13 protein-coding genes are annotated in these 15169 nt (G+C 50.7%); 8 read left to right on the forward strand and 5 right to left on the reverse strand.

The features are described from left to right. Positions 1 to 13: 13 nt before the first annotated feature. The 8 genes from VIS48_09110 (at position 14) to VIS48_09145 (ending at position 9874) form a co-directional block, all read left to right on the forward strand. Complete coding sequence (locus VIS48_09110; GenBank protein ID HEY9166305.1) at positions 14 to 1438, forward strand: NADH-quinone oxidoreductase subunit N; 1425 nt, start codon at positions 14 to 16, stop codon at positions 1436 to 1438. A gap of 84 nt (positions 1439 to 1522) precedes the next feature. Continuing rightward, positions 1523 to 3109: an NAD(P)H-hydrate dehydratase gene (locus VIS48_09115; GenBank protein HEY9166306.1), complete on the forward strand. Its 1587-nt coding sequence runs from the start codon at positions 1523 to 1525 to the stop codon at positions 3107 to 3109. Further along, positions 3093 to 3488, forward strand: coding sequence for a VanZ family protein (locus VIS48_09120; protein ID HEY9166307.1), 396 nt, complete (start codon positions 3093 to 3095; stop codon positions 3486 to 3488). Before VIS48_09115 ends, VIS48_09120 begins: the two co-directional genes overlap by 17 nt. Positions 3489 to 3573: 85 nt before the next feature. Next, entirely contained in the window at positions 3574 to 4776 is a 1203-nt protein-coding gene (locus VIS48_09125; protein ID HEY9166308.1) for a hemolysin family protein, read from the forward strand. Continuing rightward, a complete protein-coding gene (locus VIS48_09130; GenBank protein ID HEY9166309.1) occupies positions 4773 to 5966 on the forward strand; it encodes a hypothetical protein in 1194 nt (397 codons plus the stop codon). The genes VIS48_09125 and VIS48_09130 overlap by 4 nt, the downstream gene beginning before the upstream one ends. Before the next feature lie 48 nt (positions 5967 to 6014). Then, positions 6015 to 7367: a histidinol dehydrogenase gene (gene hisD / locus VIS48_09135; protein HEY9166310.1), complete on the forward strand. Its 1353-nt coding sequence runs from the start codon at positions 6015 to 6017 to the stop codon at positions 7365 to 7367. Continuing rightward, entirely contained in the window at positions 7351 to 8433 is a 1083-nt protein-coding gene (hisC, locus tag VIS48_09140; protein ID HEY9166311.1) for a histidinol-phosphate transaminase, read from the forward strand. The genes hisD and hisC overlap by 17 nt, the downstream gene beginning before the upstream one ends. Before the next feature lie 76 nt (positions 8434 to 8509). Then, positions 8510 to 9874 (forward strand): sigma-54 dependent transcriptional regulator, encoded by a 1365-nt coding sequence (locus VIS48_09145; protein ID HEY9166312.1) that lies wholly within the window; start codon positions 8510 to 8512, stop codon positions 9872 to 9874. On the opposite strand, the gene VIS48_09150 is transcribed toward VIS48_09145, so the two are convergent. The 5 genes from VIS48_09150 to VIS48_09170 are packed head-to-tail and all read right to left on the reverse strand — an operon-like array spanning position 9863 to position 15166. Further along, positions 9863 to 10972 (reverse strand): glycosyltransferase, encoded by a 1110-nt coding sequence (locus tag VIS48_09150; protein HEY9166313.1) that lies wholly within the window; start codon positions 10970 to 10972, stop codon positions 9863 to 9865. The genes VIS48_09145 and VIS48_09150 overlap by 12 nt on opposite strands. Positions 10973 to 10981: 9 nt before the next feature. Continuing rightward, positions 10982 to 11911: a PorV/PorQ family protein gene (locus VIS48_09155; GenBank protein HEY9166314.1), complete on the reverse strand. Its 930-nt coding sequence runs from the start codon at positions 11909 to 11911 to the stop codon at positions 10982 to 10984. A gap of 5 nt (positions 11912 to 11916) precedes the next feature. Further along, positions 11917 to 12846: a hypothetical protein gene (locus tag VIS48_09160; GenBank protein ID HEY9166315.1), complete on the reverse strand. Its 930-nt coding sequence runs from the start codon at positions 12844 to 12846 to the stop codon at positions 11917 to 11919. Next, positions 12843 to 14372: a hypothetical protein gene (locus VIS48_09165; protein ID HEY9166316.1), complete on the reverse strand. Its 1530-nt coding sequence runs from the start codon at positions 14370 to 14372 to the stop codon at positions 12843 to 12845. Before VIS48_09165 ends, VIS48_09160 begins: the two co-directional genes overlap by 4 nt. Continuing rightward, the gene (locus VIS48_09170) at positions 14369 to 15166 is read right to left on the reverse strand and encodes a hypothetical protein (protein ID HEY9166317.1); all 798 of its coding nucleotides are present in this window, start codon (positions 15164 to 15166) and stop codon (positions 14369 to 14371) included. The genes VIS48_09165 and VIS48_09170 overlap by 4 nt, the downstream gene beginning before the upstream one ends. Positions 15167 to 15169: the final 3 nt, after the last annotated feature.

Consider the following 15169-nt stretch of genomic DNA (forward strand, 5'->3'; position numbering starts at 1 on the left):
CCAGAGGTAACTGATGGCGTTTAACTATAACGATCTCATTTCCGTAAGTCCTGTAATTTTCTTGAGCGTCTTTTCGCTTCTCCTTCTCATTGTGGACGCGAGCTTTAAGAAATCAGCAAATATCGTTTATGTTCTTACAGTGCTGGGCATTATATCGACAGCGGTTTTGACCGCGAACACTTTCTATGCGCAGGGAAGCGCTTTCAACGGAATGGTCTTCACCGGAAGATTTCCTGCCTTTTTCGAAATTGTGTTTCTGTTAAGCGCGGGCTTCAGCGTAGTGCTTTCGAAGCCGTATCTGGAACGGACGGAAGTCAACCACGGTGAGTACTACATACTTATAATTTTCGCAACCATCGGCATGATGTTAATGGCAAGCGCGCGGGATCTGATGATCCTCTTTCTCGGTCTGGAGCTGATGTCAATCAGCTTGTATGTCCTTGCGGGATACAATAGGCGGGACGCCAGGTCGAATGAGGCCTCGCTCAAGTATTTCTTGCTAGGTGCGTTCTCTACAGGCTTCTTCCTTTACGGAATTTCCCTCGTCTATGGTGCTAGTGGAACGACGAACCTGGCAGCGATCGTCGGCAGGCTCCCGTCGCTCCAGAATAATTCTCTCCTGTGGGGTGGCGCGACTCTCATACTAATCGGACTATCGTTCAAGATTTCTGCTGTCCCGTTTCACATGTGGGTACCTGACGTCTATGAAGGATCACCCACAACCATCTCGGGATTCATGTCGACCGGAAGCAAGGCGGCAGCATTCGCTGCGCTTGTAGTTGCTTTCAGTTATTCGATCCGCCCGACCTGGCAGCTGCAGCTTGTAATCGCATATATCGCCGCAATCACTATGATACTTGGGAATGTTATAGCATTGGTCCAGCAGAATATCAAACGGATGCTCGCGTACTCCAGTATCGCGCACGCGGGTTATGCATTGGTGGGGATCGCGGCTGGCAACAACCTGGGAACAACCGGCGTTCTATACTACATGCTTGCATATACTTTCATGCAGATTGGCGCCTTCGGCGTTGTGTCCGTCCTTGAAAGCCGGGACGGGAAGTATCTTCAACTCAGCGATTACGAAGGGCTGGCGAATCGGCATCCCGTGATCGCGGCCCTGATGGCTCTGTTCATGTTTTCCCTTGCCGGCCTTCCGCCGTTTGCTGGATTCTTCGGAAAATATTATCTCTTCGCTTCCGCCGTTAGTTCCGGCATGACATGGCTTGCGGTTGTCGGCGTTCTTGCAAGTGTCGTCTCGGTTTATTTTTATGTGGGCGTGGTAGTAAACATGTATTTCAAGGAAGTACCGGAAGAGATCGCCACTTTTAGAGTCTCCCGACTCGGTGCGGCTGCCCTGGTATTAGCCGCTCTGGCAGTTATTGAACTTGGCATAACACCGGGGTACATTGTATCTTTGACCGAGAAGCTGTTCTAAAATTATTTAGAGTGTCTGAGTTGTTAAATTATCATGAAAAAGCAACGAGACTCTTGACTATGATACATAGCCTACTGAGGTAGTATGGAAAAAGTATTGACTGCAGAAGAGATGAAAGTTTGCGACTTGGAAGCCATCGAAGGGGGAAGGGTGACAGGTGTCTCGCTGATGGACAAGGCGAGCCTTGGAGTAGCCAAGGTGGCCTCCAAGATGCTGGGCGAAGTCCGCGGCAAACGTATCGCTACGCTATGCGGGACCGGCAACAACGGCGGGGACGGGTTCGGCGCATCTTTTTATCTGGCTCAAATGGGCGCAACGCTGAAAGTCTATGTACTCGGAAGTACTTCGGATATTACCGGAGACCCCAAGGTGTTTTTCGACAAGTTAAGGCAACTCTCCGACCAGCATGCGAAGATTGAGATCCTGGAATTTGAAAGAGAATCAGGGTCGTTGGATCTCAACGACTGTGACCTTGTGATAGACGCGATCCTGGGCACCGGCCTGACAGGCGAACCACGTGGATCGGCCCAGAAAGCAATTGAACTCGCGCGAAACGCGTTTACTCCTGTGCTTTCTGTGGATATACCCAGCGGGTTAAGTGCCAACAATGGTTCGTCCTATGCAGCTTCCGTGCGTGCCGCGGCTACCGCTACCATGTCAAACCTGAAACGCGGTCTCCTTATGAACGACGGTAAGCAAAACGCGGGCGAAATTTTTCTTATCGACATCGGTCTGCCCGATGACACGCCGGGAGCCAAGAAGGTCGACACATATATGATTAACTGCGATGATGTTCGCAATCTTCTCCCTCGCAGAAAGGCAGAGACTCACAAACACGCGGTCGGAAAAGTTTTTGGGCTCGTAGGTTCTGTTGGACTTACCGGAGCCGGAGTGATGGTTGGACAAGCTGCAATGCGCGGTGGGGCCGGCGCTGTGATCCTCGGCGTACCCTCCAGCTTGAATCCGATCTTTGAAACGAAACTCACTGAAGTCATGACGGTGCCGCTCCCCGAAACGCGTGACGGCACGCTTTCACTCGCGGTCCTTCTCGATATCCAGAAGTACTTTGACTGGGCTGACGTCCTTGTAATAGGACCCGGTATTTCGAAGAATCAGGAGACTGCGCAGCTGGTGCACAAGGTGCTCAGAAGTCATGATGGCACAATAATCATCGACGCAGACGCCCTGAACGCAATAGCCGACCAACCCGAGATGCTGAAGGACAGCCAGGGAGAAATAATCCTGACTCCTCATCACGGTGAATTCAGCAGGCTCACGAAATTTTCTGAATCAGAAATTTCAAGAGACAGAGTCGAGATGGCTCGCCGCTTCGCGAGAGAAAACAACGTTACTCTCGTGCTGAAGGGATCACCCACGGTTATCGCGTCGAAGGACGGCAGGACTTTCATAAATGTCCACGGGAATCCCGGCATGGCAACTGCCGGTACGGGAGATGTCCTCACAGGAATTATCGCGGCGCTGGTTAGTCAAAAACTCAGCCCCGTAGACGCAGCGATCGCCGGGGTCTATTTACACAGCGTAGCCGGCGACATTGCTCTGGAGTCGAAGGGACTCTACCCGATGATTGCGACTGACCTGATCGAAGATCTCCCGGCAGCCTTCAGAAAAATTGATCGCGGGGAGATAGTCGAGTTTGAAAAGATTGCCTGATTTTGTCAGGTATCAGTTGCCGGCCCTTGCTTGGATGATTCTGATATTTGTTCTCTCATCGGTACCTGGTTCCACCCTTTCGCATTTTGAGTTTCCTTTGGCCCACGAGATTGCACATATTGTTTTGTATGCGTCCCTTTACTTCCTTGCGTACCTGGCATTGCGGCATCAGAATAGAATCAGTTTCCTATCGACCTACAGAATTACTGGCGCGTTCATCATTGTGGCCGTCTATGGTGCGAGCGATGAATTTCATCAGTCATTCACTCCGGGGCGTTCGCCGGAATTCAAAGACTTCCTGATTGATGTTGCGGCGGCTGCCGTAATTCTTTTGTTCGTCTCGATAGCGGAGCGAAACGCAGTACGACAGGAGAGATAATTTTCCGGCCTTCCACGAGACAATTTTCGCCGTCGATTGTTCTTTGCAGCGCAGACTTTCTATATTCATTTGAGGAGTTCGCATTTTGACGGAGTACGCGGTCCTGGTGTTCTCGCTTATAATGGTCGCCTGCTTCTCGGCAGCGGAAACCTCTTTCGTTGTCTCCGACAAAGTCGCGCTTCTCGTGGGACAGGGGAAGGGCTATTCGGCAAAGTCCGCCGTCTTCTTTCTCCAAAATGACAACATCTTCTTCGCGTCAGTGGTAGTTGCGGCGAATTTGTTCATCACAATCTTCTCGTCTCTAAGCGAGGGAGTGTTCCATGAACAGCTGCACCTGGGCCTTTCGGCAGTGATTCTCCTGACAACGTCTGCCGGTCTTTTGCTGGGGGAGCTCATCCCGAAAACTGCGGCCATGGGAAGTGCAGAACCTGCCGCGGGTTACTTACTCCCGCTGGTGAAAGTCTTTTATTCCATCTTCCGGCCTGTGGTCGATTCCACTGCCCGCGTATCTTCATTTATAGCTGAACATATTTTCAAGTCTCCACCGCATTCTGCCATTTTTCAAAAACGTGACGTCTATCGATTCCTGGGGAAAACTGTCAGTAGCGGGTATCTTGATAAGATTGAATCGGAAATGATTCGCAAATTTCTGTCCAATGCGAATCTACCTGTGAGAACCATCGCGGTCCCAAGAACGCAGATTGTAGCTGTCAAGCTCGGAACCAGAATTGAAAAACTGAGGGACATATTTGAAAAGACGGGAAAATCCAAGGTGGCGGTATACGATTCCACGATAGATAATATCGTGGGCGTTGTCCATGCAAAAGAGTTGTTTAAGAACGCCGCCTCAATATCCGAACTTGTGAACGATGTCCTTTTTGTCCCTGAGAACATTTCAGTGGTGGATCTCTTGGACGAGTTTCGGTCCGAACGTGTGTATGTGGCTGTCTTGATCGATGAATTTGGAGGCACGACAGGTTTTGTCACCACGTCGGATGTAATGGAACTCTTTCTCGGGGAAGTTGCGATTATGTCAAATGAGCAGAAGATACTCGAGACCGGGCGGAAACAATATCTGATATCAGGCGGTGCTGAGGTCGCTGAAGTCGAAACAAGGCTGAGAATTAAACTCCCCAAAGGAGACTATACTACGGTGGCCGGAATGGTGTTGTCCGAGCTGGGAAGAATACCCGCCCAAGGAGAAAGAGTGTATATCCACGGATTTGAATTTCTTGTAGTGAAATCTGATGGCAAGAAAGTCGACAGCCTGAGGTTGACTTTGAAATGAAATGGCCCGCAGAAAATAAACCTGCGACGGTTAATGATGAAGAGCTCCTGAGCGGTCACCCTGCACGCGGCGGTTTTCATTTTCTTCTTATTATCATCTTTGCTACGTTCTTCTGGAACGGCACCTTGTTTTGTCAATCCATCTTCCTTGATGATGAGTATTTGCTCCCAACCAGGGCGGCCGCGATGTCAGCCTACGTTGCCGATCCCGATTATCCTCATGCTGTCGTATTGAATCCGGCGAAACTTGGTTTTGTGCAGTTCGTCCACGCCGCTTCGGATTATCAATATTTCTCGCGGGATGTGAGTGAACTCTTTCTCGGCGATTCCACGTCAAATCCATTTCAAAATGGGAAACTAGCGGCGTGGGACGTCTCTACGGCGTTTCCGGTCGGACCGTTGGGAGCGGGAATCGCTTACACGAGTTCCTACCTCGGCGGATGGCGGACCGATGTGGCTCGATTCGGTATTGGATTCGGGTTACCTCTTGGTTTTGCTGCGGGAATTACCGGCAAATATGTTATGTACACGCGATCGAATTCGACCTCGATTCCTGACGGCGCAACACAAATCTACCAATCGAACGCGGACAAATTCACTGTGGATGTGGGAATAGAAAACAGAACTGTTCTTGCGGATAACACTTTCTTCCTCGCGATTGTTTCGAGCGGCGCGACGTTCTCTAATATTTTGAGAAGCGCCACACTGAATCCGGTCTCCGGTCCGAATCTCCAACCGAATCCGGGTATTATCCTGCCGGAAGTATTGACTATCGGCGGATCTTATTTGTTTGCATCGAACTACCGGGTTGCGGACTTCGAGCTTTTCAGACTGACAGGAGCCCTGGACTATTCCCATTTGTTCAAAGGCTCGAGCCCCCCGGACAATCTCGTCTCACACACTGACCAGTACAGGTTAGGATTAGAAGCTTCTGCACTTGGCATCTTATCCCTCAGACTTGGGTACACATACAAGGCTCCTACCGTTAGAGTTGAAGACGGTTATAATCATTTGCAGGTTCCTATGATGGGCACTGGTTTTTCATACGGTTTCTCTCTTCGCTTCCCCATAAAACTTGTCCTGCCGGTTCTTCCCATTACAACTATTGAAATGTCATACGCCAAAAATCCCGAATGGAGCTCAGGTATGTACCATGATCTATTCGGCCTCACTCTTGAGATGCTGTTCTAGGCCAGCTCAAGGTATAGACGTAGGCCTAAGGCTGGTGGGGGAAAAACGTTGGAAACTACTGCGGCCTCGCATAAATTGAGTTATATGAAAATTCATGGTGTGTTCCCCATAGTCGATCTCAAATCCGAAAGGGCACAGTTACTACTTAAGAAGATTCGCTCAAGGAATGCTATCCTTGACGCCGGTGTGCGCGGGACGGTCGTCGAGATCATCCGAAATGTCCGGGCATCAGGGGACGCTGCTGTGAAGAAGTACACTCAGGAATTTGACGGAGTCACTCTCGAGAGATTTAGAATACCGCCCGAGGAAATAACACGCGCTAAATCGGCAGTGGGATCGCGATTAATGTCGATTCTTGAAGAGGCTGCGGCAAACGTCCGCATGTTTCACGAAAATCAAAAAGAAAGGTCGTGGACGATTCATAAAGAGGATGGAACAATCCTCGGTCAACGGGTGCTGCCGCTCGAACGCGTAGCGGTTTATGTCCCCGGCGGCACCGCCGCATATCCATCGACCGTTATTATGAATGCCGTTCCTGCTCAAGTCGCCGGTGTCGACGAGATAATTGTCATCACTCCGCCGAATAAGGACGGCAGTGTGAACCTGAACGTTCTCGCCACGTGCGCCATTCTTGGCCTCGAAAATGTGTACTCGGTAGGCGGGGCGCAGGCGATTGCGGCTGTTGCATACGGAACCGAATCGATTCCTAAAGTTGATAAGATCGTCGGTCCGGGGAATGTCTATGTCACGGCGGCTAAAAAGGAAGTGTTTGGAGATGTGGACATTGATATGATTGCCGGGCCGAGCGAGGTCGTGGTACTCGCAGACTCGAGCGCGAACCCGGCAGAGGTCGCTGCTGATCTCCTTGCTCAGGCCGAACATGACGTCAATGCTGCCGCGATCCTTGTGACTACGGATGGGAGGCTCGCCAGGAAAGTCAAACGGAACATTGAAGTGCTGCTTAAAGGGTTAGTGCGGGGACGAATCGCGTCGGAGTCTATTCGCAGGAACGGCGCCGCGTTCGTCGCGCGAACCGTCAGTGATGCAGTAGCCCTTGTAAATCAGATTGCGCCCGAACATTTGGAATTGATCGCAAGGGATAGCTGGGAGATCCTCGACAAAATCAGGAATGCCGGAGCTGTGTTCCTGGGAGAATACTCGCCCGAACCAGTGGGCGACTATTTCGCCGGACCGAGCCACGTGCTTCCCACCGGCGGGACCGCCAGGTTCTCTTCCGTGCTGGGCGTCGACGCATTCGTGAAACGTTCGAGCATAATCCATTATTCAAGAACGGCATTCGAAAACGACTCAAAGAAGATTCAGACATTTGCCGAAAACGAAGGACTTACTGCACATGCGATGTCTATAAAGATCAGAGAGAAAAGTGGACGCAAAAAGTAATTTCAGGAATACAGTACTTCAACTCGCCCCTTATAATGTGTCGGGGCATCCGGCGAAAATCAAACTGAACCAGAATGAAAGTCCCTTCGACATTCCGCTAAAATTGAAGAAAGAAATCACAGAAGAGTTCTTCCGAATCGGTTGGAACAGGTATCCCTCAGTCTTTGCGTCTGAACTTCCACGAAAATTGTCGGAGCGGCACAACTTACAGCCTGATTGCTTCATCGTCGCGAACGGATCTAACGAGCTAATCTACACGATCGCGACCTCGATCGTCATGGAGGGGACCGAAGTCCTGATCCCCCAGCCGACCTTCTATCTCTTCGAGAAGATTTGCACAATTCTTGGAGGAAGGATAGTAAAGGTGAACGCGCGCGCGGATCTGTCCCCTGATGAAGATGAAATCCTGCGGGTTGCCTCGAAAATCGGAAATGGACTTGTCATCATCGGGTCCCCGAACAATCCGACCGGCAAATCCGTGACTTCCGGATTCCTTGCGCGATTACTCGAATCGACGCCCGCGATAGTCCTTCTCGATGAAGCATATATTGAATTCTCAGAAAAGAAAAGCGCAATTGATCTCGTTACCAAGTATGAAAATCTTGTCGTGCTAAGAACATTCTCTAAAGCATTCAGCCTTGCGGGATTGAGGATCGGCTACCTCGCAGCGCATCCTGGGACGGCGTTTGAGATTCTAAAAGTTAAGATCCCTTTTACTGTTAATCCTCTTTCTGAATTTACGGCAGTTAAGCTCCTGGAACACTCGGAGCTCTTTGCAGAACGCGTCGACTTCCTCAAGAAACAGAAAAAAGAAATGATAACGAAACTGAGATCGCTCGCGGGGGTGGAAGCCCTCGACTCCGACTCGAATTTCTTCCTGTTTTCTACGCCCCTCGGGGCACGGGAAATGTTCGACCGTCTCCTGGATAAAAACAATGTTCTTGTAAGGGACGTCTCTTCGTATCCCATGCTGCAGAAATATCTGCGTGTTAACGCGGGATCCTCTGAGGAGAGTGCCTATTTCAATAAATCTGTGGAGGATACGCTTCGAAATCCCATGGAATGAAAGTACTCGAGCATTGAACGGCTTTTAGCACCATGTCTCTTGTGCATCTTAGTCACGTAAACTATATTTAGGCAACATGGCTGTACCTGTGGTCTACTTTCTGGATGATGACGAAAACATCATCAAGCTCGTGAAGTACGGATTGCGCAACGAGCAGTTTAACATGAAATTCTTCGATCATCCTACAAATCTCATCGAGGCCATAAAGGTCGAATACCCCGACGTTGTCGTGAGCGATGTGATGATGCCCGATATCGACGGCATCGAATTGATCGACAAGCTTCGCGGGCTGTCGAGGTTTATGCCGGTGATCATGGTGACCGCGAAAGCGGCTGTCGATACGGCGGTAAGGGCCATGAAGGCCGGTGCATTCGAGTACCTCACAAAGCCGATCAATTTTGACGAGCTCAAACTTGCTATCGGCCGCGCCGTGGAAGTCGGACGGCTACGCACCGAAGTCGATGAAATAAAATCCGGATTCAAGTCCCGCTATTCGTTCGATAGTATCATTGGCGAAAGCGAGCCCATCAAAGCGATGCGGGATTTTATCAAGCGCGTCTCATCAGTCACGGAAGCCGTCATACTCATGAGGGGAGAAAGCGGAGTCGGCAAAAACCTTGTCGCACGCGTCATACACTACACGAGTCCGATATTCGACAAACGATACATGGAAATTAACTGCGCGTCGCTTCCGTCCAATCTCCTCGAAGCGGAACTCTTTGGATACGAGAAGGGCGCTTTTACTGACGCGAAGACCTCGAAGAAAGGCCTCCTGGAAGTGGCGAGCGGTGGTACGGTTCTCCTCGACGAAATCACGAGCATGGACCTCTCGCTTCAGGCAAAATTTCTGTCGTTCATAGAAAATCGCCGCATAAGACGCGTCGGAGGACTCGAAGAGATTCCTGTCGACCTCAGGGTCATTTCCGCTACGAACTCCGATCTGGAAGCCGACGTGTCCGCCGGAAAATTCAGGAGTGACTTGTTCTATCGCATTAATGTCGTGTCGCTTATCGTGCCGCCCCTGCGCGACAGGGATAAGGATGTCATCCTGATCGGACGGAAATTCATCGAAGACTTCAATGCCAAATTCAAAAAGCACGTGAAGGGTTTGACGAATTCTGCAGAGCGAAAGCTTCTTTCACATAATTGGCCGGGAAATGTGAGGGAACTCCGCAACGTTATAGAGCGCGCGATGATATTCGCAGAGAAGGAACATATCGACGGCGACGAAATCGCGCTCACCAGCCTCGCAACTCAGACTCCCGGGATGGAGGACGGTCTTCATCTGCCGAGAGGAATGTCGTTCGACCAGATTGAAGGCGAATACCTGAAGCGGGTTCTGGAATGGAACAATTTCAATCTTGAGGCCGCTGCCAAGCAGCTCGGCGTCACTCGTAAGACTCTCTGGGAAAAAAGGAAAAAATTCGGACTACTTGATTAGTCCGCTCACTACCCTAAGGAATTTTTCTTTCTCCACCTGCCAGTTCAATTCCGAAGACGCGTTCACACAATTGGCGACAAACCCGTCGTAAGTTTCACGACGTGAAGTCATTTCGACGATTGTCTTTGCCGCTTCATCAAGATTGGCGGGATCAACCGTTCTCCCGACCGAATACGTTCTTACAATTCTGTCCATCTCGGGAAAATTGGGAACGATTACCGGGATTGCGGCGGATATGAACTGGAACAGTTTGTTCGGGAGCGCCAGGTAATGACATAAGCCGGTGTTCTCCATGAGATAAACACCCAAGTGGCATTTAGACAATTCATTCACGACTTCCGAACTTCTCACTCTTCCGCTGAAATGGATGCGATTTCCCAGGCGCAGCATCTTCGCCTGGTTCTCCAACTCAGGTCGCAGATTTCCATCTCCAATGATTCGCAGTTCGTATTTTTCCGGCAGGAAGGTCAAGAGCCTGACGAGATTGTGCAATCCTCGACCTGGCTGAAGTCCTCCGGAGAACGCGAGGAGAATTTTGTCGAGCGATCTCGGAGTTTCCGGCCGCATAGGTCTGGAATCAGGAACATTCATCACAACTGTGGTGGGAAGATGCCACCTTGCCTCAAGAGCCTCGGAAATGGATTGGTTAACCGTTATTACCGAGTCCACTTTTCTGATCGATCGGTTTTCTATGAAATCCCAAAAAAGAAAGCTCGACCTTCTCCTTTTCAGGCTGGGGAGTTCTCTGTACAGTTCTTTCGAATCGTAGATTAATCTGGAAGATAAACCTGCACGGGAGCCCGAGTTTTTTGCTGCAAGAGCGGGCGGCAAAGCGAACAGATCTCCCGCGATCACGAGCTTTGCCTGTGTGCGTCTCGCTTCTGGAATTACATTCCTGTAAAAATCAAAAAAGAATTTCTTGCCGCTCCGTGCTCTTGTTGGAAGGCGCACTAATTGGTCTGTATGTTCCGAGGACCCGTCGATCGAAATCCCGACAATTCTTGATTTGAATCCTGTCGCAAGAAGGGAATTCAGGAATTTGGTGCTTCGAGTGTCGTACCGGGGATCGGAACTTACGACGATCAATACGTCAAGCATGTACCCGGTTCAAAGAATGAAAGAGAGGGTGAATGTCTGGGTGTTGCCGAAATCCTGTTGAATCGGTACGTATGAGTAGTCGAACTTTACGAAACGGTACTGTACTCCGCCGCCGAACGAAAAGCCCGTCACACCTGCGACCGCGAATCCCATAAGGTCATTTCCGGACGCGTATCCCGCCCTGAATGCTATGAGATCGTGATAGCCAAGCTCAGCACCGATACTCGGCGTTATACCGCCTGACTTGAATGTCACAACACCCGCGTATGCGGTCAGGGCAAAATTCGCGTCCAGTGATGTCGTGTAACTTCCGCCTGCTCTCAGAAAAAGCGGAAGGGTGATCCTCTGGGAGATCATCTGAGACGCGGAGCCGATGTTACCGGTCGCCACTCCGATTTGGATGTTGTCAGCGATCGAGTATTTCATGCCGGCGTTGAAAGCCAGTCCCTGGGATTCGTAAATGAAAAGTTTTTCATAAAGATAGGTCGCAGACATGCCGACGTCGAACCTATCAAATGAGTGAGCGATACCCGCGGCAAAAGCGAAATCCTTCGCGTTAAACGTAGCTGCGGGATCACCGACAACGTTCCTTACCTCGATATCCGGGACGGTGGAGAGAAGAAGACTTGTGCCGAAAGAGAAGCCGCCGCCCTCGAACCTTGTTCCGAACAAATCGATGGTTGTACCTGCAATGTAGGTTCTGTGCGTCAGCAGAATATTCAGACCGATCCCTTGAGGGTCACCAGCTGATGCCAACCCGGCCGGGTTCAGAAAAACGGCAATCGGTTCCTTCGTAAGTACATCGGATGAGTTTGCGAGCGAAAGATCCCGGGCGGAATAACCGAGTTTCAAGATTTGAAATCCTGCTGTTCCCGGCTGCGCGAATGCGCCAGCAGCGAGAAACATCACCGAGAGGCCCGCCAAAATAGTTGTTCTCATGATTCTTAGAATCCGAAAATTAGAGAGAATGACTGAATTCCATTAGGCACAAACGGCTCCACTACATAAGCGTAGTTTATTTCGGGGGCCAAATCAAGGAACGATACCTTCGCACCGAATCCAAAAGACCAGGTCAGTTGCGTACCCACATGTTGTTCATTCGATGACGATACTCCGGCTCTTATCGCAAGCACTTCGAACGGAGACACCTCCAGGCCGACCCTTAAGCCGTTCAGCGGCGCGGGCGCAACGTCATATTCGACCGATAGAACGGAGGGAGTTATCGGCAATGCGTAAGATGCCGCTAACTTGACAACGTGCGGGAAGGCTGTGGTGAAGTTTGATCCGTCTGTGCCGTAGAGGCTCGAAGAGTCCCAGTGGTAATCTTCCCCGAGGTCGGCTACCACAACGCCCATCGAAAGATCGCCAGTAACTTTGTAAGCCGCGCCCAGGTCGAAACCTATCGATGTCGATGTTATTCCGCCGTAAAGTTTATAGTAATACAGCTTCAGGCTCAGTCCCAGCGAGAATCCCTCGCTGAACTTGTTTGAAAAACTGAAGAAGAACAGGTTTTCACTCGTCGACAGGTCTGAAGTGTGGACTCCGTCAGCATCACGGCCATCAATATCGGATACGGTTGCGTTAAGGATGCCCAGTGACAATCCCGCGGTCGGCTTCAGACTTTGGGTGTAAGTAAGCGCGTTTAGCTCCCGGTCCAGGTCAAGCAAAGAGACAGATGCTGAAACACTTCCGCCATTCTGGAAGGACGCCAGGGCAGGGTTGTAGTATGTATACACATTTCCTTCGGTCATTGCCGCGATGGAGTTGCCGAGTGCCATTCCCTTAGCATTCAAGCCGAGGCGGGCAAAACTCCCTGGGTAACTCTGTGCGAGAGAGATTGAGCAAGTTAGAAAAACAAGGAAAAGTGTCTTCATCTTACCACCAGGATTTTACCCCAAATCGGGTTGCCGCCGTCAAGAGCGACGCTGTAGAAATAAACTCCGTTATCAACATTTTTTCCGCCGTCGTCAGTGCCGTTCCAGGGCTCGTCCTGCTCTCCCGTGGTACGTGTCGCGTTCTGAAGTACGGTTGAGATTACGTGCATTGCAAAATCATAAACCCGTATAGTCACTGTGCTCTGCGATTTGTTTACGCTGTAATGTATTCTACCGACATCCAGATGAGGCGAGAACGGGTTTGGGTAGAAGTAAGTAGTATGAGTCGCAGCGACCGGTACAAATGCTCTGAATACCTGCCAGCTGGCCGGATCGATCTCGACCCCGTCATCCACTCCGTTCACAGTTCCGTCCGATGAACCTGCCCAGAGTGTGTCTCCTGAGGTCGCAGCCGCGTAGAAGGCGGGCGAGAGAGTGGATTGACCGGTCCTCGAGTCGTAGACATTTGTTATCACTTGACTGGAGTGACCGTAATCTGATGTCCTGAACAGTCCGTCATCTGAGACGCCATATACGATGTCTCCGTAAAAGGCCATCCCGTGGAAGAAGTGTCCGCTGAGGATCTGTTTCCAATCTAATCCTCCGTCTGCCGAATAGCTCAGCGCCGGGACTTCGTCGGACGCTTCGGCGTTCACCGTCGCCGCCCAGATGTGATGAACCCCGCTAAGACCCTGGGAGTTGATAGAGACCACGAAATTTCCTGAGATAGGATTCGCCTGATTCTGGTGATCGAACTTGTACCATGTGTGACCGTTGTCTGTCGACTTGTTTATTCCGTCTGCCGTGCCGACGTATAGTACGCTGTCGCCGTCTGAGAACACGGAGAAGACTCGGTGGTTCAAATTGCTTTCGCTAGTGATATTGCCCGAGACTGGTGAAAGTTGGAAAGTGTAACTGCTGTCCGCGCTTATGAAATCAAGGTAGTCGGGAGGAATCACGACGCGCTCCCAAGTCTTGCCGAGATCTGTACTTCGCCTCAGTCCGCCGGCAAAGTTGGAGGTGTACAAAAAACCCTTGTGAAATGCCAGGTCGTATGAAATGTTGTTGACGGCAGTAGTCACCGGGAGCGCCTTCAGGGTGTCGATGCCGAAGACCACAGTTGAATCCCGGAGCGAGTCGAGGCTTTGAGGTTGACTCGTCCATGTCGCTCCGTTGTCGGTCGACGCATAAAGTCCTTTGCCAACCGGATAAGTCGTCCCGCTTTGATCCAATGTAGTGGAGACAGCGACGACTATAGTATCACCTTTTACGGCGACCGCGTTTACACTGATGCCTGTCGGTGAGTTCTGTCCGAAGTTGGTCTGGAATGTTTTCCCGCCGTCCGTCGTCAGATTCAACCCTTTATCAGTACCGAGGAATACTTTTGAGCCTTCGATAACAATCTGCGAAACCGAATTGCTGGAAGGAAGACTCGACGAGCCGCCGAGCTTGTATGTCTCCTTGAGTAGCTGCGCGTTTGCATTTGCGACAAGAAATGTAATGCAAATAAAACATCTCATCTTCATTGGTAAACCTTGAGATTAATTGACAGTGGCGAGCTCGAAACTCCGCTCCGGTCGACGGCGAAGAATGTGAATTTGTACGTGCCCGTCGTGGTGCCCGGAGGGAGCTGGATCTGCAACGTATAGATGCCGTCGTGTGCCACTTGGTCCGCGTCGCCCCCGGCTCCACTGGCTCCTCCGTCATCGTACATGATGAAAGGATTACCGTTAGAGAGCTGCCCGTTGGGCCTCGTCGAGTTAAAATATGCCTTTACGATGTCGTTTAATCCGTCCGCATCGTGAACAAACGCGTAGATGTCTATAAGCGCCGTCAGGAGAGTGTCTACACTTACCGAATCCGGTGCTTGCACTGAATCCACGACAGGTGCGTGGTTTTTCGAATTGAATAGTCTTACAAATTTTGTTGTCGGATTCCCCGCATTACCGCGGACGTTGTACGCGGTGAAAGTGTAGGCGAGGTCGCCGACGTATACTCCTGAACTCGATATGGTTATAGTTCCGCTTACCAGGTCGCCGCTTGCAGTGGGAAATGAAACATCCGCCAGCGTTGTGCCTGAATCATTGAGGACCATCGCGTCAAGATGGCCAAAGCCTTCGACTGAACTCAGCTTCACCACAAAATCGTCGCCGATCGTCAACGACTGGCTGCCGATGTATTGGGCTATGTCGACGCTGTCTCTGTCAAACGAAGTCAGCTCAGCGTTGATAGGCTGCGAACTGTCAATGACTAAATTGTCCGCCTTCTGACAGGCAGAGAATATCAAAGCTAATGCAAACACTAAAATTGTTCTTCTCAAGAA

The organism is Candidatus Kryptoniota bacterium (assembly GCA_036567965.1).
Lineage (GTDB): Bacteria > Bacteroidota > Ignavibacteria > Kryptoniales > JAKASW01 > JAKASW01.

What these genes read in the sequence shown, in the direction of transcription:
- VIS48_09150 (HEY9166313.1), bottom strand. Translation starts at nt 10,972, where the DNA reads ATGCTTGACGTATTGATCGTCGTAAGTTCCGATCCCCGGTACGACACT.
- VIS48_09155 (HEY9166314.1), bottom strand. Translation starts at nt 11,911, where the DNA reads ATGAGAACAACTATTTTGGCGGGCCTCTCGGTGATGTTTCTCGCTGCT.
- VIS48_09165 (HEY9166316.1), bottom strand. Translation starts at nt 14,372, where the DNA reads ATGAAGATGAGATGTTTTATTTGCATTACATTTCTTGTCGCAAATGCA.
- VIS48_09115 (HEY9166306.1), top strand. Translation starts at nt 1,523, where the DNA reads ATGGAAAAAGTATTGACTGCAGAAGAGATGAAAGTTTGCGACTTGGAA.
- VIS48_09130 (HEY9166309.1), top strand. Translation starts at nt 4,773, where the DNA reads ATGAAATGGCCCGCAGAAAATAAACCTGCGACGGTTAATGATGAAGAG.
- VIS48_09110 (HEY9166305.1), top strand. Translation starts at nt 14, where the DNA reads ATGGCGTTTAACTATAACGATCTCATTTCCGTAAGTCCTGTAATTTTC.
- VIS48_09145 (HEY9166312.1), top strand. Translation starts at nt 8,510, where the DNA reads ATGGCTGTACCTGTGGTCTACTTTCTGGATGATGACGAAAACATCATC.
- VIS48_09160 (HEY9166315.1), bottom strand. Translation starts at nt 12,846, where the DNA reads ATGAAGACACTTTTCCTTGTTTTTCTAACTTGCTCAATCTCTCTCGCA.